At 67.4% G+C, this 21,429-nt stretch carries 20 protein-coding genes; 13 read left to right on the top strand and 7 right to left on the bottom strand.

Annotated elements, in window-relative coordinates; genetic code table 11:
* Positions 1 to 131 precede the first annotated feature (131 nt).
* The 4 genes from fdh to C8258_RS21245 all read left to right on the top strand — a co-directional run bounded on the left by fdh (position 132) and on the right by C8258_RS21245 (position 6,717).
* Positions 132 to 3,383, top strand: coding sequence for a formate dehydrogenase (gene fdh / locus C8258_RS21260; protein WP_106956706.1), 3,252 nt, complete (start codon positions 132 to 134; stop codon positions 3,381 to 3,383).
* Positions 3,384 to 3,385: 2 nt separating this feature from the next.
* The gene (locus C8258_RS21255; RefSeq protein WP_106956705.1) at positions 3,386 to 4,291 is read left to right on the top strand and encodes a 4Fe-4S dicluster domain-containing protein; all 906 of its coding nucleotides are present in this window, start codon (positions 3,386 to 3,388) and stop codon (positions 4,289 to 4,291) included.
* Complete coding sequence (gene nrfD, locus C8258_RS21250; protein WP_106956704.1) at positions 4,288 to 5,325, top strand: NrfD/PsrC family molybdoenzyme membrane anchor subunit; 1,038 nt, start codon at positions 4,288 to 4,290, stop codon at positions 5,323 to 5,325. Before C8258_RS21255 ends, nrfD begins: the two co-directional genes overlap by 4 nt.
* 324 nt (positions 5,326 to 5,649) lie before the next feature.
* Positions 5,650 to 6,717: an NAD(P)-dependent oxidoreductase gene (locus C8258_RS21245; protein ID WP_106956703.1), complete on the top strand. Its 1,068-nt coding sequence runs from the start codon at positions 5,650 to 5,652 to the stop codon at positions 6,715 to 6,717.
* 9 nt (positions 6,718 to 6,726) lie between these two features.
* Here C8258_RS21245 and C8258_RS21240 read toward each other — a convergent pair whose 3' ends face one another.
* From C8258_RS21240 to C8258_RS21230, 3 genes are read right to left on the bottom strand one after another with little or no spacing between them, the layout of a single operon-like run.
* Entirely contained in the window at positions 6,727 to 7,791 is a 1,065-nt protein-coding gene (locus C8258_RS21240; RefSeq protein WP_106956702.1) for a sensor histidine kinase KdpD, read from the bottom strand.
* Positions 7,781 to 8,470, bottom strand: a complete 690-nt coding sequence (locus C8258_RS21235; RefSeq protein WP_106956734.1) for a response regulator transcription factor — start codon at positions 8,468 to 8,470, stop codon at positions 7,781 to 7,783. Before C8258_RS21235 ends, C8258_RS21240 begins: the two co-directional genes overlap by 11 nt.
* Positions 8,471 to 8,475: 5 nt before the next feature.
* Positions 8,476 to 9,882 carry a hypothetical protein gene (locus C8258_RS21230; RefSeq protein ID WP_369974792.1) on the bottom strand — a complete coding sequence of 469 codons (1,407 nt, stop codon included), beginning with the start codon at positions 9,880 to 9,882 and terminating at the stop codon, positions 8,476 to 8,478.
* 114 nt (positions 9,883 to 9,996) lie between these two features.
* Between C8258_RS21230 and C8258_RS21225 the strand changes: the two genes are divergently transcribed.
* The 4 genes from C8258_RS21225 to C8258_RS21210 are packed head-to-tail and all read left to right on the top strand — an operon-like array spanning position 9,997 to position 12,903.
* On the top strand, positions 9,997 to 10,659 hold the full coding sequence (locus C8258_RS21225) for a glycosyltransferase family 2 protein (RefSeq protein ID WP_063011611.1): 663 nt from the start codon (positions 9,997 to 9,999) through the stop codon (positions 10,657 to 10,659).
* Positions 10,656 to 11,330 carry a DUF2064 domain-containing protein gene (locus C8258_RS21220; RefSeq protein WP_106956701.1) on the top strand — a complete coding sequence of 225 codons (675 nt, stop codon included), beginning with the start codon at positions 10,656 to 10,658 and terminating at the stop codon, positions 11,328 to 11,330. The genes C8258_RS21225 and C8258_RS21220 overlap by 4 nt, the downstream gene beginning before the upstream one ends.
* Positions 11,327 to 12,502 (top strand): molybdopterin-dependent oxidoreductase, encoded by a 1,176-nt coding sequence (locus tag C8258_RS21215; RefSeq protein WP_106956732.1) that lies wholly within the window; start codon positions 11,327 to 11,329, stop codon positions 12,500 to 12,502. Before C8258_RS21220 ends, C8258_RS21215 begins: the two co-directional genes overlap by 4 nt.
* Complete coding sequence (locus tag C8258_RS21210; RefSeq protein WP_106956700.1) at positions 12,499 to 12,903, top strand: hypothetical protein; 405 nt, start codon at positions 12,499 to 12,501, stop codon at positions 12,901 to 12,903. Before C8258_RS21215 ends, C8258_RS21210 begins: the two co-directional genes overlap by 4 nt.
* Before the next feature lie 19 nt (positions 12,904 to 12,922).
* Here C8258_RS21210 and C8258_RS21205 read toward each other — a convergent pair whose 3' ends face one another.
* A complete protein-coding gene (locus tag C8258_RS21205) occupies positions 12,923 to 14,038 on the bottom strand; it encodes an aminotransferase class I/II-fold pyridoxal phosphate-dependent enzyme (protein WP_106956699.1) in 1,116 nt (371 codons plus the stop codon).
* Positions 14,039 to 14,685: 647 nt separating this feature from the next.
* Here C8258_RS21205 and C8258_RS21200 point away from each other — a divergent pair.
* The 5 genes from C8258_RS21200 (at position 14,686) to C8258_RS33700 (ending at position 18,607) form a co-directional block, all read left to right on the top strand.
* Positions 14,686 to 14,949, top strand: coding sequence for a MerR family transcriptional regulator (locus tag C8258_RS21200; RefSeq protein WP_051025504.1), 264 nt, complete (start codon positions 14,686 to 14,688; stop codon positions 14,947 to 14,949).
* A 155-nt stretch (positions 14,950 to 15,104) separates the two neighbouring features.
* Complete coding sequence (locus C8258_RS21195) at positions 15,105 to 15,953, top strand: MEDS domain-containing protein (protein WP_199195792.1); 849 nt, start codon at positions 15,105 to 15,107, stop codon at positions 15,951 to 15,953.
* Positions 15,950 to 16,903: a sensor histidine kinase gene (locus C8258_RS21190; RefSeq protein WP_106956697.1), complete on the top strand. Its 954-nt coding sequence runs from the start codon at positions 15,950 to 15,952 to the stop codon at positions 16,901 to 16,903. The genes C8258_RS21195 and C8258_RS21190 overlap by 4 nt, the downstream gene beginning before the upstream one ends.
* 148 nt (positions 16,904 to 17,051) lie before the next feature.
* Positions 17,052 to 17,987, top strand: coding sequence for an oxidoreductase (locus C8258_RS21185; RefSeq protein ID WP_106956696.1), 936 nt, complete (start codon positions 17,052 to 17,054; stop codon positions 17,985 to 17,987).
* Positions 17,988 to 18,289: 302 nt separating this feature from the next.
* Positions 18,290 to 18,607 carry a transposase gene (locus C8258_RS33700; RefSeq protein ID WP_369974791.1) on the top strand — a complete coding sequence of 106 codons (318 nt, stop codon included), beginning with the start codon at positions 18,290 to 18,292 and terminating at the stop codon, positions 18,605 to 18,607.
* Between the two features lie 64 nt (positions 18,608 to 18,671).
* Here the strand turns inward: C8258_RS33700 and C8258_RS21175 are convergent, their stop codons facing one another.
* The 3 genes from C8258_RS21175 to C8258_RS21165 form a co-directional block, all read right to left on the bottom strand.
* On the bottom strand, positions 18,672 to 19,040 hold the full coding sequence (locus tag C8258_RS21175; RefSeq protein ID WP_106956694.1) for a VOC family protein: 369 nt from the start codon (positions 19,038 to 19,040) through the stop codon (positions 18,672 to 18,674).
* 719 nt (positions 19,041 to 19,759) lie between these two features.
* Entirely contained in the window at positions 19,760 to 20,461 is a 702-nt protein-coding gene (locus C8258_RS21170; RefSeq protein WP_106956693.1) for a type 1 glutamine amidotransferase domain-containing protein, read from the bottom strand.
* A gap of 406 nt (positions 20,462 to 20,867) precedes the next feature.
* Positions 20,868 to 21,383 (bottom strand): helix-turn-helix domain-containing protein, encoded by a 516-nt coding sequence (locus C8258_RS21165; RefSeq protein WP_106956692.1) that lies wholly within the window; start codon positions 21,381 to 21,383, stop codon positions 20,868 to 20,870.
* Between the last annotated feature and the right edge of the window lie 46 nt (positions 21,384 to 21,429).

Raw genomic sequence — 21,429 nt, 5'->3', positions numbered from 1 at the left:
CCGGGATCGGCACCGTCGGATCACTGCCCTGCCACACCGCGTCGACGCCGGAACTGTCGGTGCGCCACGTTTGAGTCCCGAGATCGCGGGTAGCCCGGCGAGGACTTCGACGTCCGAGCCGAGGAGGCGCGGTGGGTGTACGTCAGTGGATCACGGAGTGGCCGGTCTACCGGCAATTGACCGGCGACGATCCCCTCGGCAAAGCGGCCGCCGCGCAGTCCGAGCACAGTCGATCGTTGCGGGCCAGAACGACCGAGGCAGACCGTGTCGTCACGTCGGTGTGCCCGTACTGCGGGGTGGGGTGTTCGCAGAAGGTCTATGTCAAAGACGAGAAGGTCGTTCAGATCGAAGGCAATCCGGACTCACCGGTCAGCCGCGGGCGACTGTGCCCGAAAGGTGCTGCCAGCCTGCAATTGACGACCGGGGAGGCGCGGCGGCATCAGGTCCTCTATCGGCCGCCGCATGCCACCGACTGGCAACCGATCAGCCTCGAGCGGGCCATGGATATGGTGGCGGATCGAGTGATCGCCACTCGGCGCGAGTATTGGCAGGACGAGGTCGACGGCAATCGCACCGCCCGCACCATGGGTATCGCGAGTCTGGGCGGCGCCACGCTCGACAACGAAGAGAACTATCTGATCAAGAAGCTGTTCACCGCGCTGGGCGTCGTGCAGATCGAGAATCAGGCCCGGGTCTGCCACAGCTCGACCGTCGTCGGCCTGGGCACCTCCTTCGGTCGCGGTGGGGCAACAACCTTTCTGCAGGACCTGCAGCACGCCGACTGCATCATCATCGAGGGATCCAATTTCGCCGAGTGTCATCCGGTCGGCTTCCAGTGGGTGATGGAGGGCAAGGCGCGCGGCGCGGTGGTCATTCACGTCGATCCCCGGTTCACGCGCACCAGCGCACTGGCGGATCTGCACGTCCCGATCCGCGCGGGCACCGATGTCGCGTTTCTGGGCGGGATCATCAATCATGTTCTCTCCCAGGACCAGTACTTCCGGGAGTTCGTCGTCAACTACACCAATGCGGCGACGATCGTCGACGAGGAGTTCGAGGACACCGAAGACCTCGACGGCCTGTTCTCCGGTTTCGAACCGGAGGCCCGGCACTACAAGAGCGCCGAGTGGCAATACGAAGGCGTCGATGTGGCCTCGGCGTCGGGGCAGCGTGGCCGTGGATCGGGTGAGCCGCACAAGGAAGACGACGTGCGTTCCGCCGGTCGCCCGGAGCAGCACGGTATGGGCGGCGCGGCTCTGGAGGGCGAGTTCGTCCGCGACGAGACGTTGCGGCATCCGCGCTGCGTCTTCCAGATCCTGAAGCGTCACTACGCCCGCTACACGCCCGACATGGTGCACCGCATCTGTGGCATCCCGCCGGAAACCTTTGCCGAGGTCTGCCGGCATCTGACGGAGAATTCGGGCCTCGAACGCACCAGCGAATTCGTCTACGCGGTCGGCTGGACTCAGCACAGCACGGGCAGCCAGTTCATCCGCGCCGCCTGCGTGCTGCAGATGCTGCTCGGCAATATGGGCCGGCCCGGCGGCGGTATCCAGGCCTTGCGCGGGCACGCCAGCATCCAAGGTTCCAGCGATATCCCGACGCTGTTCAACCTGCTGCCCGGCTACATTCCGATGCCGTACGCGATGCCGCGGCAGAGCCGCGCCGATTTCATCGCCTCACACGCCGCCCGTATCGGCTTCTGGGCAAACATGGACGACTATCTCGTCAGCTTGCTCAAGGCGTGGTGGGGCGACGCGGCGACCGCGGACAACGAATTCTGCTTCGACTATCTGCCCCGGCTCACCGGCTCGCACAGCACCTACGACACGGTCTTCGAGCAATTGGAAGGCCGGTGCAAGGGCTATTTCCTGTTGGGCGAGAACCCGGCCGTCGGCTCGGCGAACGCCAAACTGCAGCGGCTGGGCATGTCGAATCTGGATTGGCTTGTGGTGCGCGACTTTTCGTTGATCGAGAGTGCGACCTGGTGGAAGGACGGCCCCGAAGTCGAGACCGGTGAGATCCATCCGGAGGACAATGCCACCGAGGTGTTCTTCTTTCCCGCCGCCGCGCACACCGAGAAGTCGGGCAGTTTCACCAACACCAACCGCCTGCTGCAGTGGCACGACCAGGCCGTCGAGCCCGATGGCGACGCCCGTAGCGACCTGTGGTTCACCTATCACCTCGGGCGCATCATCCGCGAGAAGATGGCCGGTTCCACCGACCCGAGAGACCGTCCGATCCTCGATCTCACCTGGGACTACCCGACATCGGGCGATACCGCCGAACCCGACGCCGACGCCGTGCTGGCCGAGATCAACGGCTTCGACGGACAGGGCAAGCCGCTGGACAGCTACACGCAGTTGCGCAACGACGGCTCGACCACGTGCGGATGCTGGATCTACTGCGGAGTTCGCAAGGACGGCGTGAACCAGGCAGCGCGCCGCAAACCGCACACCGAGCAGGACTGGGTCGCGCTCGAATGGGCCTGGGCCTGGCCCGACAACCGACGGATCATGTACAACCGTTGTTCGGCCGCACCCGACGGATCCCCATGGAGCGAACGCAAGAAGCTCGTGTGGTGGGACGCCGACCAGCAGAAGTGGACCGGCCTGGATGTGCCGGATTTCCAGGCGACCAAGCCGCCGGACTACCGGCCCGGCGACGACGCCGCAGGTGTGGACGCGTTGTCGGGCATCGACCCGTTCATCATGCAGGCCGACGGCAAGGGGTGGCTGTATGTCCCGGCCGGCCTCGCCGACGGCCCGCTGCCGACCCACTACGAGCCGCAGGACTCACCGGTGCGCAACGAGCTCTACGGTCAGCAGCGGAGTCCGTCACGAATGGTGTTCGCCAACCAGCACAATCGCTACGCACCCGACGCCGGCGATGCCGGTGCTCGGGTCTACCCCTACGTGGCGACCACCTACCGGCTCACCGAGCAGTTCACCGCGGGTGGAATGTCGCGCTGGACGCCGTATCTGTCGGAGCTGCAGCCGGAGATGTTCTGCGAGGTCTCACCCGAACTCGCCGGCGAACGCGGCCTGATCAACGGCGAGTGGGCGACGATTGTCAGCCCGCGCGCGGTGATCGAGGCCCGGGTACTGGTCACCGATCGGATGACGCCGCTGATCGTGGCGGACCGCACGGTGCACCACGTCGGCCTTCCGTACCACTGGGGACCCAACGGACTCAGTACGGGAGACGCCGCCAACGAGTTGTCTTCGGTTGTGCTGGACCCGAATTCGCATATCCAGGAGGTCAAGGCGTTCACCGTCGACATCCGCCCCGGACGTCGCCCGCGCGGCGCCGACGCCACCGCGATGGTCGCCGACTACCAGCGGCGAGCAGGAGTCACCGACAAGACCGGCACGGGAGTGTGAGCATGGACCTCGAACGAGACCTGACCGCCGACGACCCGCCGTACGACGGTGGCTACCCGGACCGGCAGCCGCGGATGGGATTCTTCACCGACACCACGGTGTGCATCGGCTGCAAAGCCTGTGAGGTGGCGTGCAAGGAGTGGAACCACGTTCCCGACGACGGCTTGAACTTCACCGGCATGTCCTACGACAACACCGGCGGGCTGGGCGCCGACACCTGGCGCCACGTCGCATTCGTCGAACAACGCAAACCGATTGCGGCACAAGCGAATACCGCCGAGGTGGTCGATCTCGGGATGCCGAGTTCCAGCAAACCGGGAGACGGTGACGGGCAGCGGGGCGAGTTCCGCTGGCTGATGTCGTCGGATGTGTGCAAACACTGCACGCACGCCGCATGCCTCGATGTCTGCCCGACCGGCGCGCTGTTTCGTACCGAGTTCGGAACGGTCGTGGTGCAGCAAGACATCTGCAACGGGTGCGGCTACTGCGTGCCGGCCTGCCCGTACGGCGTCATCGACCAGCGCGAGGACGACGGCCGGGTATGGAAGTGCACGCTGTGCTATGACCGGCTCGGGGACGGGATGGAACCTGCCTGCGCCAAAACCTGTCCCACCGATTCCATCCAGTTCGGCGAACTGTCGCAGCTGCGCGAGCGCGCCGAAGAACGCGTGCAGCAGCTCCACGACGCCGGCGTGACGGATGCCCGGCTGTACGGCGAGGATCCCCATGACGGGGTGGGTGGCACCGGAGCGTTTTTCCTGCTGCTCGACGAACCGGAGGTGTACGGCCTGCCGCCGGACCCGATCGTCACCACCCGTGATCTACCGGCCATGTGGCGCAATGTCGGTATCGCGGCGTTGGGCATGCTCGCCGGCCTGTCGGCGACGTTCGTGAAGGGGCGGCGATGAACGAGCACGAGAGGCGGACCGGCATTCCACAAGATCCTTTCGCGCCGCCGGATCGGATGGCCGTCACCGGAGACGTGGGTCGGTTGCCGCGCCGCCGGCGGGGGCGCGGCCGGGGCGAGAAGAAGATGGTGCCCGACGCGCACTTCGAGTCCTATTACGGCAAGCCCATACTCAACAAGCCGACGTGGGAAGCACGCGACATCGCCGGTTACCTGTTTCTCGGTGGCCTGGCAGGCGGATCGTCGGTCCTGGCGATGGGCGCGGAGCTGACCGGGCGTCGAAAGATGGCCCGCGCCACCAAGGTCAGCGGCCTGGTCGCCATTCTCGCCTCGCTGGTGGCGCTGGTCCACGATCTGGGCCGACCGGAACGATTCGTTCGGATGTTGCGGGTCTTCAAGCCGAGTTCGCCGATGAGCGTCGGTTCCTGGATTCTGGCCACCTACGGTCCGCTGGCGGGAGTCGCCGCGGCCACGGAGGTCACCGGGTGGTTTCCCCGCGTCGGCAGGGCCGCGACCGTCGGTGCAGGCTTCGTCGGCCCTGCCGTCGCTTCCTACACCGCGGCGCTGATGTCGGACACCGCGGTGCCGACCTGGCACGACGGGTATCGCGAGATGCCGTTTCTCTTCGTCGGCTCGGCCGCCACGGCGGCGGGCGGACTGGCGGTCCTCGCCTCGCCCTCGAGCGAGGCGGCACCTGCGCGCCGGGCCCTGATCCTCGGTGCGGCAACGGAATTGACGGCCGGCGAACTGATGAGCCGCCGAATGGGTTTATCGGCAGAGCCGCTGCACCAGGGGACGGCGGGACGACTGATGAACGCCGCCAAGGCATTATCGGTATTCGGTGCGCTGGTCGGGGGAATGTGGGGCCATCGCTCGAGGACCGCTGCGATCATCGGTGGTGCCGCCGCGGTGGCGAGCTCGGCGTGCACCCGCTTCGGCATCTTCCACGCCGGCGTCACATCCGCCGAAGACCCCAAGTACACCGTGATCCCGCAACGAGAACGGCTCGCGAAGCGTGAGGGTGTTCCCGACTGAGGGACCGGCACCCGGGCCGCGGGCCGACGGCGGGGCTGTCATGGCCGTGGTCACTGCGACGGTAGGCAGCTCGGCCGGTCAGCGGCTCACCTGAACAGGGTGAAACCACCGCACAGCCCGTCGGCAGCGACCGACAAGCGACGACCGTGTGAGCCAGGCCCGAAACCGCGTTCGCCGACCCTTGGTCGACCCCGGAGGCGACTTCGGCGTTCGGCGACCCGCCGCCGCGGCTGACGCCGGATGAGGCCGGTGCGAATGTGACGGTTTGCTTACCGGTGGCGCTGCGGACCCGCGGCACGCCGGGAGGGTGGCCACAATCTCGGTATGCGGATTCTGCTGACCGGCGCGGCCGGGTTTATCGGATCTCATGTGTGGCGGGCGCTCAGCGATGCGGGGCACGAGGTGGTGGCGGTCGACGCGATGCTCACCGCGGCGCACGGCGACCAGGCCCGGCCACCGACCGGCCTGCATTGCGTCGACGTGCGCGATCAGGATGCGCTGGACCGCTTGCTACCGGGCATCGATGTGGTGTGCCATCAAGCCGCGGTGGTGGGGGCGGGGGTGACTGTGCAGGATGCGCCCGCCTACGCCAGTCACAACGATCTGGGGACCGCGGTATTGCTGGCCGCGATGGACCGGGCCGGTTGCCGCCGGCTGGTGCTGGCGTCGTCGATGGTGGTGTACGGCGAAGGGTGTTACCGCACAGCCGATTCCGTGGCTGTGACGCCGTTGCCGCGGCGGCGTGCGGACCTCGAGCGCGGCGTATTCGATCATCGCCACCCCGATACCGGCGCGCCACTGCGGTGGGCGCCGGTGCCCGAGGACGCACCACTCGATCCGCGCAGCCTGTACGCCGCCAGCAAACTCGCCCAGGAGAACTATGCCGCGGCGTGGGCCACCGCCACCGGTTCGACGGTGACCGCGCTGCGCTACCACAACGTCTATGGCCCCGAAATGCCCAAGGACACACCGTATTCCGGCGTGGCCGCCATCTTCCGGTCGGCGCTGGAGGCCGGTTCGGCGCCGCGTGTCTTCGAGGACGGTGCCCAGATGCGCGATTTCGTGCATGTCGGCGATATCGCCGTCGCCAACCTGCGAGCCGTCGAACAGCCGTTGGACGGGTTCACGGCGCTGAACATCGCCTCGGGACGGCCGATCAGCATCGGCGCGGTGGCCGCGATCCTCGCTCGCGCCCACGGTGGTCCCGAGCCGGTGGTGACCGGCGAATTCCGTGCGGGCGATGTGCGCCATATCGTCGCCGGACCGGATCGGGCACGTGAACTGCTGGGCTTCACCGCGGCGATCGACCCCGCGCGGGGTCTCACCGAGTTCGCCACCGCGCCCTTACGGGCAGCGGCCGGGGTCGGAGCGCCGCAGTGGCGGCACTGCTGACCGGTCGGATCATCGGGAAGCCGAAAGCCTGCCGTTGTGAGGCCGCGACCGTGTGGCAGCGTCGAGCAGTAGCGGTAGCCGGATCTCGAAGCGGGCGCCGCTGTCTCGGTTCGATGCGGTGATCTCACCGTGCTGGACCGACAGCAGACCGGCGGCGATCGCCAGCCCCATACCGCTACCGCTGCCCTCGGCCGCCGGGGAACGGGCGGCGGTGCCGCGATAGCCGGCCTCGAAGATGCGGGGAAGGTCTGCCTCGGCGATGCCGGGACCACTGTCGTCGACGCGCACCCACGCACTGCCGTCCGCCGTGCCCGCCGAGATGTCGATGCCTCCCTTCGGCGGGGTGTGGGCAACGGCATTGGCGACGAGATTGGTCAGCACCCGGGTCAGCGCCTGGTCGCTGCCGGCGACGGTGATTGCCGTATCGGGTTGCCGGGCACGGAGTTTCACTCCAGCGCGTGCGGCGGCCGGTGCGTTGGCGGCGACCACTTCGTCGATGAGCTCGCGTAGATCCAGTGGTTCCACGTGCAGGCGCAGGGCCCCGGCGTTGATCTTCGACATCTCGAACAGGTCGTCGACCATGCCCGACAATCGGGTGGTCTCGCGCACGACTTGCGCGCCGTAGCGTTCGACGTCGCCGGGCCGGTCGGCCACCCCGTCGGCCAGCGCCTCGCCCATCGCCCGGATCCCGGCCAGCGGGGTGCGCAGATCGTGGCTGACCCAGGCCACCAGTTCACGCCGCGACGCCTCGGCGGCGCGTTCCTGATCGAGCATCTGTTTCTCCCAGACCAGTTGCCGCGCCTGCGCCCGGCCCAGCACGACCGCCGCGGGCACCGTCACCGCGGTGACCACGACGAGGACCACCAACATCTTGGCGAGCGCGTCGGTGAACATCAGACCGCTGACCGCGAGGAAACCGCAGAGGGTGGCCAGCGTCGGAATCAACACCAGAATCACCATCGACAGCCCGAGGGCCCGGTTGCGCAGGGCGCGCAGCAGCATCGCGCCGAGTGCCACGACCGGCACCGATCCGGCCAGGGCCCATCCGATCAGTCCCGCAACATCATTCGGCACTGTCAACTCCTGTCCCGGCACCCCAGGCGTAGCCACGCCCCCACACCGTCTCGATCCGGTGGGTATCGCCGAGTTTGGCACGCAGACGTTTGACGTGCACCGTCACCGTCGACTGGTCGCCGAAATCCCACCCCCACACCTGCGCCAGCAGTTCCGTACGGCTGAACACGCGCTGCTGATGGGACAGCAGAAAACACAACAGGTCGAATTCGCGCGCCGTCAGTGAGACCGGCCGACCGGCGACATCCACGGTCCGCGCGGCCGGCCGCACGCGGATCTCGCCACTGCGCAGCACGCCGGCCGTCGGTGGCGGCGCATGGGTGCGGCGCAGCACCGATGCCACTCGCAGCGCCAGCTCCCGCGGACTGAACGGTTTCGTCAGGTAGTCGTCGGCGCCCGCGGTCAGTCCGAGTACTCGGTCTTCCTCCTCACCGAGGGCGGTGAGCATGATGATCGGTGTCTCGGGACGCTCGCCCTCGCGCACCGCGCGGCACAACGCGATGCCGTCGGGCGCGGGCATCATCACATCGAGAACGGCCAGGTCGATATCACCGCCGGTCAGGGCGCGTTCGGCTTGCACGCCGTCGGCGGCTTCGATGACCGTCATGCCGTCGCGTTCGAGGTAGCGGCGGACCACCTCCCGCACTACGGGGTCGTCGTCGGCGACGAGAATGCGCATCGCGCTCACCAATTCGTGAGGACGAGGTGGGCCAGCACCAGGGTGCCGATGGCCTGAACGGCCAGCCAGGCGCGGGCAGTGCGCGCCGGCAGCAGGGCGGTTCCGCCGATCACCCAGATGTCGAACGGCAGCCAGATCCGCTCGGTTTCGGCCTTGCTCAGGCCACTGAGATCGGCGAGCAGCAAGCCGCTCAGTGCCGCCAGGGCCAGTAGCGCGGCCGGATCGGCGCGGGTGCGCCAGCGCGCGAACGCCGTTGCCGGAGCGGCGCGAATCTCCGCCGGTGCGGGCACATGCAGGGCACCCGGCAGTCGATGCAACGCCGCCACGGATGCCAATCCGACCGCGCACACGGTGGCCGCCAGATTGCCCCAGATCCAGTAGGACATCGGTCGCGTCGTCGCTATGCCCTGGTAGTAGCGCTGCACCACGAGGTGATATCCCTCCAACCACCAGAAGCCGGACAGGGTGAATGCCGCGATCACCGCCAGCACGCCGAGCGCCGCGGGCCACACCGCTCGCACACCGCGCAGCAGCGCCACCGCGGCGGCCGGGACGGCCATCAGGACCAGCCCGTAATTGAGATAGATGCCGAACCCGAACAGCACCCCGGAGCCGAACAGGATCAGCGGGCGTGACCGCGGGCCACCCACTCCGATCGCGAGTGCGGCCACCGCCCAGGCGACCACTCCGGCGAAGAACGCGTCCGCAGAGACCGCCAGCCAGATCGCCGCGGGAGCGAGTGCGAGATACGGTGCGGCCGTGCGCGCCCTGCCTTCGGCGCCCAATGCCCGCATCGCCACCAGCACGGCCACCGACGCGCTGCACCCGACCAGAACGCACAGCGTGGAAGCCCATGCGCCGCCGCCCAATCCGATCCGGTCCAGCCAGACGAACACCAGCAGTGCGCCCGGCGGATGGCCGGACACGTGGGTGGTCCACGAGTCGGGCTGATAGTCCAGGATCCGGCCGGAGAACCCGCGCAGCATCGCCGGGATGTCGTGCACTCCGCCGACTTCGTGCAGATATTCGTGCATCGTGGTGAGCCGGCCGGCGAAACCGCGCTGCCACCCATCGACCATGGCTAGGGAGAACGCCCACGCGAGCGCGGTCACCCAGGTGCCCAGCAGCAGACGACGCCAGGGGAGCGCGGCGGCGAGCTTTGGGCCGTAGAGGATGACGGCGACGGCGAGCACGATCGCAGGCCCGGTACCCCATCCGAGGTGCGGAAGCCAGGAGCCGAAGATGGGCGCCGCCGCGGCGTAGAGGGAATCGCGATAGTGCGGCGTGCTGATCCTCGGGACGACGAAGGCGGCGGCGACGAGGATCGCCGCTGCCGCCGCGCAGAGGATGTCGGCGCGCACGCCCGATACTCGCCGTGTCTGCGATGCGGTGCTGCTGCGGGTATCGCTCACCCGTTCACCGTAGGTCTCGACGCCACCGGCGGGCACCGCCGAGATCGCGTCGTCATACTTTCGTCACCTGTGTCACCAGCCCTTTTCGCGGCGATCGGCCTTACGGTCAACCCTGTGACCCCAGTCGAAACCAGTAGAGAGCTGACCGTGGTGATCCCCTGCCGGAACGAAGCGGGCGCGCTACCGGGCGTCCTGTCGGCGGTTCCCCCGGAATATCGAGTGGTCGTGGTGGACAACGGTTCGACCGACGACACCGCCGCGGTGGCGCGTGCCGCGGGCGCGACGGTGGTCGTCGAATCCGTACCCGGCTACGGCAGTGCCGTACAAGCGGGAATCGCGGCCGCGACCACCGAACTGGTGGCCGTCCTCGACGGTGACGGTTCGATGGCGCCCGACGAATTGCCGTCGCTGGTGGCCGAACTGGGCCCCGGTGTCACCATGGTGGCCGGGCGCCGACGCCCGGTCCGCGGCGCCTGGCCGTGGCATGCGCGCCTCGGTAATTGGCTACTGGCGCAGTGGCTGCGGCGTCGCTACGCGTTGCCGGTCCACGATCTGGCCGCGATGCGAGTGGTTCGCCGCACGGAGTTGGTGGCGCTGGGCCCGCTGCATCCGCGGTCGGGATATCCGCTGGCGCTGCTGGCGGGGGCGGCGCGTGCCGGATGGCGGATCGTCGAGCGTGATGTCACTTACCGCCCGCGCACGCACGGTGTGTCGAAGGTTTCCGGTTCGGTACTCGGGACGGTGCGTGCCGCCCGCGACTTCTGGAGTGTGCGATGACAGTTCTGCCGTTGACACTGCTGGTGGTGGCGAAGGCGCCTGTCGCCGGATTCGCCAAGACCCGGTTGACTCCGCCGTTGTCCCCGGCCGAGGCCGCGGATCTGGCCGCCGCCGCGCTTCTGGACACGCTGGCCGCGGTCCGCGACAGCGGGGCGGCGCGGGGTGTGGTCGCGTGGACCGGCGACTTGGAGCGGGCTTGTCGTGCTCGCGAAATCGGTTCGGCGCTACACGATTTCGATGTGGTCCCGCAGCGTGGTGACGGTTTCGGTGTGCGGTTGGCCAACGCGCACGCGGACGCGGCTCGTCTCGGGCTGCCTGTCCTGCAGATCGGGATGGACACGCCGCAGGCCGGGCCGGCGCTGCTGGCCGAGTGCGGGGCGCGGCTGCTGGCGGGCCCGGATGCGGTGCTGGGGCCGGCGGCCGACGGCGGCTGGTGGGCACTGGGTCTGTGTGATGTGCGTGCGGCGCGAGTACTCGCGGAGGTGCCGATGTCCACCGATCGAACCGGTGATCTCACCCGAGAGGCGTTGGCCCGCAACGGTTGCCGCGTCGCGATGCTGCGCGAACTCAACGATGTCGATCTGTTCACCGATATCGCCGAGGTGGCCGCGGGGTGCCGCGGATTGTTCGCGGCGGCGGCCGAATCGCTCACGGCGGCCCGGCGCCGATGAGTACCGACCACGACCGCCGGTTGCTCCTGCCGGCGGCGGTCGGTTCTCGCATCTCGCCGGCCCGCTCGCCGTTCGTGGCCGCGCGGATCGGCATCGCCATCGCGGTGACGGTCACGATCTGTTTCGTGACCGGTCTGATCAGCCACTGGATTCAGCATCCGCCGGACTGGTTCCGGTGGCCCGCTCACCCGATATGGCTCTATCGCGTGACACAGGGAACCCACGTGATCTCGGGCGTGATCACCATTCCACTGGTCCTGGTGAAGCTGTGGTCGGTATATCCGCGGTTGTTCGCCCGCCCCGTGATCGGTGGTCCGATGCGGCTGGCCGAACGGGGTTCGATCGCGGTGCTAGTAGCGGCAATGCTGTTCCAGGTCGCGACCGGGCTGTTCAATATCGCTCAGTTCTATGCGTGGCGGTTTTTCTTCACCACAACGCATTACGCGATGGCCTACGTCGCATTCGGTGCGCTCGCGATCCACCTGGCGGTGAAATTGCCGACCGTCCGGGCCGCCCTCGGCGGTGACGACGGTGCCGCGGTGTCCGGCTCGGGGTCGCAGGCCCGGCCGGGGGAGCAGGCCGTCTCGCGCCGGACAGTGCTCCGCGCGGCGGCCGTGTCGGCCGGGCTGGCGGGGTTGTCGGTAGCCGGACAGTCGGTGCCGTGGCTGCGCCGGATCTCGGTGCTGGCGCCGCGAAGCGGCATGGGTCCGCTCGGCGTACCGGTCAACCGCACCGCCGCACAGGCTTCGGTCACCGAACGAGCTCTGGATCCGGAGTATCGACTCGCGGTGAGCGTGGCACGCGGTCGCCGCACATTCTCGCGAACGGAGCTGGCGCGGTTACCGCAGACCACGGTGGATCTGCCGATCTCCTGTGTGGAGGGCTGGAGCGTATCGGCGCGCTGGACCGGTGTCAGGCTCCGGGACCTGCTCGCGGCCGTGGGCGACTACCGCGGCGGCGCGGTCGGCTTCCGATCGCTGGAATCGGCTGGGCTCTATGGTAGTTCGACTCTGCCGCACAACTTCGCGATCGACGACGCGACCCTGGTCGCCTTGCGGCTCAACGGGGCCGATCTGGATGTGGATCATGGCTACCCCTGCCGCCTGATCGCGCCCAACCGGCCCGGTGTCCTGCAAACCAAGTGGCTGTCGGCGATCGAGGCACTCGGATGAACGCCGTGCGAGTGCTGCTGGCCGCGGCGGGTATCGCGTCGGCGGGCTACGGCATCAGCCTTGTACTGCACATGAATACGACCGATCTGATGTCGATCGCGGTGTGGTCGGTCGGGCTGCTGGTGTTGCACGACGCCGTCTTCGCGCCGCTGTCGGCCGGCGTGGGCGTCTCGGTCCGGCATCTGATTCCCGGCTCCGTGCGCGGGCCGGTCACCATCGGGGTCGTCGCCACCGTGGTGCTGGCGATCGTCAGCGTTCCGGTCATCGGACGCGCGGGTGCGGTGGCGAATTCGACTGTGCTGGACCGCAATTACGGTGCCGGCCTCGCTGTCGCGCTGGCGGTGGTCTGGGCCGGTGTCGGTGTCATGATGCTGTGGCGCATCCGGCGCTCGCGCTCGTGACGGTCGGCGCGGGTCGCTGTCAGCGGTGGTATTCGGCGTGGACCTGTGCGCATGCGGCGATGATGCGTTCGATCTGTTCGGCGGTGAGCGCGGAATGCAGCGACAGCCGAATCAGCGACTTGCCCGGAGGGGTCGCGGGCGGACAGAAGGGAGCGCCGCGGACGCCGTGTGCTTCCAGGATGGCGCGCACGGCACGGCCGCCGGCTTCGGTGCCGGTAGGTAGTGAAACGATGTGACTGTCGGTCCCGGCCATGTCGAACCCTATGTGGGCGAGGGCATTTCGGACGGTGCAGGCGATGTCGCGGAGCCGGGTACGGCGACCGTCCTCGGCCCGGATCACCTCCAGAGTGGCGGTCAGCCCGGCGATGTCGTGGGACCGCAACGCCGAGGAGAAGATCGCGGGATGGGCCACCGACTCGAAATAGGGGACGAAGTCGCGGTCGAGTGCGGTGACCAGCCCGGCCCGGCCGACGAAGGCCTTGGCAAGACTCGCGGTGCGGAACGGTACACGGGACGCGAGGCCGAGCCCGACGACCGCACCCGCACCGTGCGGGCCGTCGACGCCGAGCGAGTGCGATTCGTCGACGACGAGTACCGAGCCGGTCGCCTCGGCGACGTCGCACAGCGCGGCGAGGGGGCTGCGCGTGCCGGTGGTGTTGTCGATCGCGTCGACGGCGATGATGCCGGGGCCGTGGTCGCGGATCTGTGCGGCCAGCCGAGTGGGGTCGTTGTCCCCGAAAATATGTAGCGGCGCGGCCGCGGCGAGGGCTGCCTGTCGCCAGGACATGTGCGTGTTCTCGCCGACGTGTATCGGAATGCCCGGCGCGGCAATGGCTTGCAACAATCCGATGTTCGCCGCCCAGCCGGATTGGCACACCACCGCCGCCGCGGTGTGCGTGTAGTGCGCCAGCCGCCGCGCCAGTGGGCCGGAATCGGCCTCGTCCGGGGCGAGGAAGGACTCGGTCATGGCGCTTGTGATGCGCCTGTCCTCGGACAGCGCCAGGTAGTCGCTGGTCGACAGTGCGATGTCGGTGGTGGCGGCCGCGGGCCCGCGCAAGAACAGCCTGGCCTCCCGCAGATCCGCCGTGTGGCCGCGCTCGATGTGTTGCTGCACGCGTTCGGCGACAGTTGTCACCTCAAATCTCCTCGGTAGGTCGCCCTCGTCGATGTGATTCGCCCGGTACGGAGGTGCCCTGCCGCTACAGCGTCATGGGCGGAAGTCCCTGATGATCATCGCGCACTCGGAGCGTGACATGCCCCGCGACGCGATGACGAAACCATGACGTCAGGCCTTCGGCGGCCAGGCTCGATTGCTCAGCTCCGGTGACGGGCCCTGCTTGCCGACCCAGGAAAAAAATCTTCAGTGACGACAGTAGACATTCGTTGAGCGATGCGGTAACTTCTGTCTTGTCGGAAGTGAAGAAAGTGTCCAAACGGCACGGGAGATGATGAACTGCCCGTGAGTGAAGACGGCGGGCGCGGCTGCGGGGCCAGCGAGTACGACGGTCTCGCCGCCCGCCGGGCAAGAAATGAAGTGGAACGGAAAGTTGAAGTAGCCCGTGAGGAGAAGGGAGGAGTTGCCCGTCGGGTCACCCGGGAGCACGTCCGGTCCGTGTGATCGCCGACGTTTCGGTTACATGTCGGAAGACGCAAGTACATTCCCCCTTTCAGCGCCCCGGTGCCGCCTGGCATCGGGGCGCTCCGGCGTATGGAGGCCGCAGGATTTCTGAATCACCCACCGCGAACGAGAAGTTCGACGACGACGACTACCCCGCCTACACGATGGGCCGGGCCGCGGACATGCTCGGCACCACCCAAGCGTTTCTGCGCACCCTGGACGAGGCGAAACTGATCACCCCGCAACGCTCGGCCGGCGGGCACCGCCGCTACTCGCGCTACCAGCTGCGTATCGCCGCCCGTGCCCGTGAGCTCGTCGACCAGGGCACCCCGCTCGAGGCGGCGTGCCGGATCATCATCCTCGAAGACCAGCTTGCCGAAGCTCGTGAGCTCAACGCCAAACTCAGCCGAGAAGACCGATCCGGCTGATCCTCCGCGACCCGGTCGACCGGGGCATCGACGTCAGTCATGTTGTCGCGCAGGTCGATTCGATGGCCGACACGCTCGGTGTGGCTGGCCGGCCGGGGGATCGACCCGGTCGCCCCGGGGCACCGGTCGAACGCGCCGCGGTTAGACTCGGCGCGGTGAGACGATCTGCTCGGTTGCAGCATGTGCGTGGCCTGGGGCTGCGCGACCATGTGTGCTGGGCTTATACGGGGGTGGCGGAGTTCAGGGCCCGTGCCGCAGAGTTCCTCGCCGACGGTCTGGACGCCGGTTGTCGCGTCCGCTATACCCGGCCCGGCGCGGTCGGCGACATCGCCGACGACTTGCGTGAGCTGGCGGGCTGGAGCGAGGCGTTGCGGGATGGCAGCGCCGAGGCCGTATCGCTCGAGGACCTCTACGGCGCCGACGAGGTCCTGGACCCGGCCGGCCAGGTCCGGGCCCACGCCGAGGCGACCGAGCGTGCCGTGGCGGACGGGTTTCGAGGACTGCGAGTAGCGGCCGATTGCACGTCGCTGGTCGGCACTGCGACTCGGCTGGCGGTTCTCGCACGCTACGAACATCTGATGGACCGCTATATGGCCGGCCATCCGTTCTCGGCACTGTGTGGTTACGATCGGTCGGCGGTCGAGGCCGGGGTGCTGGCCCAGCTGGCCTGTCTGCACCCGTGTACCGATGCCGGCGCAGCAGGGTTCCGGTTGTACGCTCCGCTGTCGGCGAGTCACACCGTCGCTCTCGCCGGTGAACTCGATCTGTCCACCCGTGAGGTCCTCGCGCCGACATTGGAGCGATTCGAGGTGAAGCCCGAGGGCGGCGACGTGGTCCTCGACGCCACCGGGCTGGAATTCATCGACCATGTCGGCCTGACTCGGCTGGCGGATTGGGCGGCGGTGCGCGATGCGGAGCTGGTGATCCGCACCCAGTGGTCCGGTATCGATCGAGTGATTCGGCTACTCGATATTTCCAACGTGCGAGCGGAGCAGCTCCTATGACGTCGACAACCCGCACGGGCCCGCGAGCAGGTGAGTTCGTCCACCCCGCCGTGTTCTATCGATCCGACGAGGATTACCTGGCCACGCTCGCGCCGTTCATCACCGAGGGCCTGGAACAGCAGCATCCGATAGCGGTCGCAGTTCCCGGCCCCCGGCTTCGAGTGCTACGTGATGCCGTCGGATCCGCTGGGGAAACCGTGACGTGGATCGATATGGCGCAGGCCGGCAGGAATCCGGGCCGGATCATTCCCGGGGTGTTGCGGCGATTCGCCGACGCACACCCCGACCGGCACGTGCGCATCATCGGTGAGCCGATCTGGCAGGGGCGCACCGCCACCGAATACCCCGCGTGCGCTCAGCACGAGGCGCTGATCAACGCGGCCTTCGCCGGTCGCGACGTGACGATCGCCTGCCCCTACGACGCGACGCGACTCGCTCCCGACGCACTCGCCGACGCGTATCTGACCCACCCGCTGGTCTGGGAGACCGACCGGCGGTACCGCAGCGATCGATACGACCCGGACAGCGTGGTCAGCCGATACAACGAGGAATTGGTCGTGCCGGTCGAGGTGACGGAACACCCCGTCGACACGTCCGCCGAGGTATCGGACGCCCGCCGATCCGCCACAGCCGAAGCCCGCCGGCTCGGCCTGGCCGAAGAACGGATTGCCGACTTCGAATTGATCGTGACGGAGCTGGTCACCAACAGTCTCGTCCATACCGGGGGACCGTGCCGGTGGCGGCTGTGGCGCGAGGGTGACGACATCGTCTTCGACCTGCGTGATTTCGGGCAGGTGACCGATCCCTTGATCGGGCGGCGTCCGCCGGTCCGGGATCGCTTCGGGGGCCGCGGTCTGTTCCTTGTCAACGAGCTCGCCGACTTGGTCCGCATCCACTCCACACCCCACGGCACCACCTGGCGTGTTCTGCTCCACGTCCATGCGCGCTGAACCGCTGATCCGGTGGTACTGCCTCGCCCCGCAGGTCCGATCTGTTGGGCGGCGCTGCGATTCGCAGGGTCGGCCGACTCCGGATACCTGACCAACCGCTACGACCCTACTGGAGGAGTATCCGGTCCCCCGACGTGAGCGAGGTGAAATGAAAATGAACCGGCGTCAGCGTTGGACGGCTGACGCGATACCGGATCAATCGGGGCGCACTGTCGTTGTAACAGGCGCTAATTCGGGTATCGGGTACGAGATCGCCGCTGCTCTTGCGCGTCGCGGAGCCCGCACGGTGCTCGCCGTGCGAGACATCGCCGCGGGAACCGAAGCTGCCGCCAGAATCGCCGACTCTCAACTCGGCGCTACCGTCAGCGTGCAGCAGCTTGATCTCGCATCCATGCGATCTGTCAGATCCGCGGCCGCCGAACTGCGCGCAAGCTACCCCCGCATCGACCTGTTGATCAACAACGCGGGGCTGGTCGCGTTTACGAAGGGATCCACCGAGGAGGGCTTCGAACTCCACTTCGGCGTGTGTCACCTCGGACACTTCGCGCTGACAGGCTTGCTCTTGGATTTGCTGATGAACACACCCGGAGCCCGAATCGTGACCGTGAGCAGCTTCGGCCACCGCATGGCTGGTGACGGCATCGACTTCGCCGACCCACACTGGCAACGGCGTCCCTACAAGTGGGTACACGCCTACGGCCAGGCCAAGCTCGCCAACCTGCTCTTCACATACGAACTCCAACGTCGGCTGGCTGCTGCCTCAGGTACGAACGCCATCGCCGTGGCAGCGCACCCGGGCACGACGAAGACACACCTCGTCAGGGACGCCCCGATGTCCATACGGCTGCAGAACAGACTGCTCGGCAGCTTGCGTCAAGGCCCTGCGATGGGAGCACTGCCGATATTGCGCGCCGCAACGGATCCCGCAGTTGTAGGCGGCCAATACTTCGGTCCCGGAGGACTGGGCGAACTACGAGGCCATCCCCGGATCGTCAGCTCGTCTGCCACCTCCCGCGATGTCCTGCTTCAGCGCAGATTATGGGAGATGTCCGAGGACCTCACCGGTGTTCGGTATTCCGTATGACCACCGACGAAGCAGTTTCTGACGTCTTTCGGGGGACGGAAGCTCACATGTCGATAGAGAACCACCAACCGCAAGTGGAACCCGCAGCGCCACATCGGCTCTCGAAGCGGTATGTCGCGCCGTCGTTCCGATCATCGCTTCCGCCCACACCGCCGGCCCGGAGGGCGATTTATGAACCGGCCGACCACGGGGTGGGCCGTTCGCGGGGCGGGGGTGACCACCAAGGCCCACGTGGCCACCGACGGCAACGCCCTGCGGCCTGGCCGTGCTGATCACGCCTGGCCAGGCCGCGGACTCGGGCGATGTTGCCCGCAGTGCTCGAGCAGGTGGCGGTGCCCCGGCTCGCCGGCGGCCCACCTCGGCGCAACCCGGACACGGTCATCGCGGACAAGGCGTACTCGGCAGCTTCGAACCGGGACCTGCTGCGGCGCAAACGGATCCGCAGCGTCATACCCCACCGATCCGACCAGGCCGCCAACCGGAAAAGCGCGGACGCCTCGGTGGACGGCCGCCAGGCTTCGACAAGGTCGAATACAAACGACGCAACGCGGTCGAGCGCGCGTTCAACAAGGCCGAACACTGGCGCGGGGTCGCGACTCACTACGACAAGCTCGCCCTGACCTACCGCGCCGGATTCACACTGGCTCTCATCGTCGAATGGCTCGAATCATCGGGAGACACGACCTAGCCCCAGTTGGCAGCGAGGGTGAGGCAGAACGGGTGGCCGCTGGGATCGAGCAGCACCCGCCAGCTCTCACCGGGCTGAAACTCCGGCACGGTGGCGCCCAGTTCGACCAGCTGTTTACTGGCGATCTCGAGGTCTTCGACCGCCAAATCCAGGTGGAACTGTTTGGTGCCGTTCTCGTTCGGCCAGGCCGGTGGCTGATAGTCCGGGATCGTGCCGAATCCGAGCGCGTGATCCGGACCGGTGAGCATGGCGTACTCGTCCTGCACGTGCGCGATTTTCCAACCGAGCGCCGCCGCCCAGAACTCCGCGTCTCGCCGTGCGTCGGCACTGTCCAGAGTGAGCATTTTCAGCGTGGCAACCGCCATGATTTTTCCTCTCCGCAACAAGATTACTGTCAGTCAGCCTGCAACACCGGACGCCGCATACGATTGCAAAAACGCGACACCGGCCCGAGCCCGAGATCGGCGGCCGTAAGCGGTCGCCGAGGTCCACTCCCCACCGTCACTGCCTTCTGCGCTTCGGTATCTGATCGAACTCGCTGGGCAACACACCTACGGCGCCTACAGCGGCTGTCTGACCGAGTGTGCCGACCACTTCCGCCGCGGACACCTAACTCGCGCAATGGAATCCGTGCCAAGACGGTGATGACCGATGTCGGTCCGGTCGAGATCGACGTCACGCGTGACGGGATGGGAGTTTCGAGCCGCAGATCGTTCGCTCTACTCCGCACCCACCGAAGCCGCTGCGCTGGAACGGTTCTGCGAGTTCAGCGGGGACTGGGGCGCGGGTCCCGCATTGCTCGGGCTCGCGCACGGATACCAGTATGGCCGATAACAGCGGTCGGTCGGCGGGCAGGCCGTGATCGATCAGCCACCGGCGCAGCGCTGTTGTGCACAGCGCCATCACCACATCGTTGGCGGTGCCGTCGACGGACTTTTTGATCGTTTTGACGTCGTCGAGAGGTAGTGACGATCCGGGTTTCTCGGATAGCTGTGATCTGGGTCGGATTCGGACCGACCTGCTTGGTCATCGGAGGCAGGATCGGCGTGCGTGTTGTGTTTTCGGTCGCAGTGGGTTGGCGTCCCTAATTGAGGATTTCCAGCATCCGCCCTCCCAGAATCGCGGCGGAGTGCGGGTTTTGGCCGGTGACGAGGTTGCGGTCCTCGACCATGTAGGGCTCCCAGATGGGGCCACGGCTGTAGTTGACCTTGACCTTCTCTTTCAGGTCCGTTTCCAGCAGCCATGTGGCCCGTGAGGCGAGGCCGACGGCCTCTTCCTCCTCGTTGGAGAAGCCGGTGACGTTGTAGCCCTGGAAGGGGGAGACGCCGTGGATTCTGGTGGCCAGCATCGCGGAGGGCGCGTGGCACACGATGAACAGCGGGTTGCCCGACTCCAGTTGCGCCGTGAGCAGGCGGCCCGCGTCGGCGTCGAACGCCAGGTCGGCCATGGGGCCGTGGCCGCCGGGCAAGTAGACCGCCACGTAGTCCTCCAGGCGTACGTTCGACAGCTGGAGCGGCCGGCGCAGAGCCTCCGCGTCGCGGATGATTGCTTCCAGATCCAGCGCGCCCTGTTCGCCGCCTGCCATCGCGGGGCGCAGGCTCATCATGTCGACGTTCGGTGTAGTGCCGCCGGGAGTGGCGACGACGACTTCGTAGCCTGCGTCGGTGAGCATCTTGTAGGGGTTGGCGAACTCCTCGGCCCAGTAGCCGGTCGCGTACCTCGTTCCGTCCTTGAGCACCCAGTATGTAGCCCCGCTCACGATGAACAAGATCTTCGGCTTGGACATGATGCACTCCTCTCGGATCGGCCCCTTCCTTCAGCCTGACACCCGAACCATCCCGGCGCTCGTGCCCGGCTGTGAAGCGTGGATTCGAGACAGCGACGGGTGCGCGTCTTGCGTTGTCTGTGTGCATAGGCCATCTGATTCCCTTGATGAACAGTGACCCGTAGTCGAGCGTGACCGGTGCGGTCATACCGCTCGAGAGCACCACGGTGGCGAGCGGGGCCGTGACCCGCAACGTGGTGTTGATGCCTGCCGGCGCGCCGGTCAAATCGATGGTTGCGCCTGTCCCGCCATCCACCGCGGCGCTCCCTCAGGGCGGCGAGGCAGGCGCGGGCCGTTGAGCCCGGAGCGGGGCAGCAGCTGCGACCCGTTGTGCGCCAGGAGACGAACTGCGGCGAACCGATCTCGTTTACGGTGCTGTGCGGTCGCCTGCGGAATTCAGCACGGTCGCGATCAGCGCGGTACCTTCGCCGGTGCGGCCTCCCGGACCCGGCTGATACACAACCGATTCCGGCGTCAGCTCGCCGCCGCAGCCATCGCATGTCACCGTCGCCTCGACTCGATGACCGCACGTGCGATGGTGCAGGACCAGCGGCGGCCCCTCGGCCGCGGACTCCCATTTGTCGCCCCATGCCATGAGGGCGAACAGCACCGGAATCAATTCCTGACCCTTGTCGGTCAGGTGGTATTCGTATCGGTCGGGCCGCTGCTCGTAGCGGTGACGCCGCAATACGTCCTGGTCCACCAGCCGCTGCAATCGCTGGCTCAGCACATTGGTGGCGATTCCGAGGTCGCGCTGCAACTCCTCGAAACGCCGCAGGCCCAGTGCCGCATCGCGAAGGATCAGCAGGGTCCACGAGTCTCCGACGATCGACGCCGAACGCGCGATCGAGCATGCGATCTCGTGAAAGTTCGTTCGCCCCATCTTCCAGTCCCTTGCTTTAAGCAAGCTAGCTGCTTACAGTCGTTTT

Origin of the sequence: Nocardia sp. MDA0666 (assembly GCF_003023875.1) — a bacterium.
GTDB classification, from domain to species: Bacteria; Actinomycetota; Actinomycetes; order Mycobacteriales; family Mycobacteriaceae; genus Nocardia; species Nocardia aobensis.
This window is presented reverse-complemented; position numbering and strand designations above follow the sequence as displayed.

What these genes read in the sequence shown, in the direction of transcription:
- C8258_RS21170 (WP_106956693.1), bottom strand. Translation starts at nt 20,461, where the DNA reads ATGTCCAAGCCGAAGATCTTGTTCATCGTGAGCGGGGCTACATACTGG.
- C8258_RS21165 (WP_106956692.1), bottom strand. Translation starts at nt 21,383, where the DNA reads ATGGGGCGAACGAACTTTCACGAGATCGCATGCTCGATCGCGCGTTCG.
- C8258_RS21185 (WP_106956696.1), top strand. Translation starts at nt 17,052, where the DNA reads ATGAAAATGAACCGGCGTCAGCGTTGGACGGCTGACGCGATACCGGAT.
- C8258_RS21215 (WP_106956732.1), top strand. Translation starts at nt 11,327, where the DNA reads ATGAGTACCGACCACGACCGCCGGTTGCTCCTGCCGGCGGCGGTCGGT.
- C8258_RS21235 (WP_106956734.1), bottom strand. Translation starts at nt 8,470, where the DNA reads ATGCGCATTCTCGTCGCCGACGACGACCCCGTAGTGCGGGAGGTGGTC.
- C8258_RS21175 (WP_106956694.1), bottom strand. Translation starts at nt 19,040, where the DNA reads ATGGCGGTTGCCACGCTGAAAATGCTCACTCTGGACAGTGCCGACGCA.
- C8258_RS33700 (WP_369974791.1), top strand. Translation starts at nt 18,290, where the DNA reads ATGTTGCCCGCAGTGCTCGAGCAGGTGGCGGTGCCCCGGCTCGCCGGC.
- C8258_RS21210 (WP_106956700.1), top strand. Translation starts at nt 12,499, where the DNA reads ATGAACGCCGTGCGAGTGCTGCTGGCCGCGGCGGGTATCGCGTCGGCG.
- C8258_RS21200 (WP_051025504.1), top strand. Translation starts at nt 14,686, where the DNA reads ATGGGCCGGGCCGCGGACATGCTCGGCACCACCCAAGCGTTTCTGCGC.
- C8258_RS21190 (WP_106956697.1), top strand. Translation starts at nt 15,950, where the DNA reads ATGACGTCGACAACCCGCACGGGCCCGCGAGCAGGTGAGTTCGTCCAC.
- nrfD (WP_106956704.1), top strand. Translation starts at nt 4,288, where the DNA reads ATGAACGAGCACGAGAGGCGGACCGGCATTCCACAAGATCCTTTCGCG.
- C8258_RS21220 (WP_106956701.1), top strand. Translation starts at nt 10,656, where the DNA reads ATGACAGTTCTGCCGTTGACACTGCTGGTGGTGGCGAAGGCGCCTGTC.
- C8258_RS21255 (WP_106956705.1), top strand. Translation starts at nt 3,386, where the DNA reads ATGGACCTCGAACGAGACCTGACCGCCGACGACCCGCCGTACGACGGT.
- C8258_RS21245 (WP_106956703.1), top strand. Translation starts at nt 5,650, where the DNA reads ATGCGGATTCTGCTGACCGGCGCGGCCGGGTTTATCGGATCTCATGTG.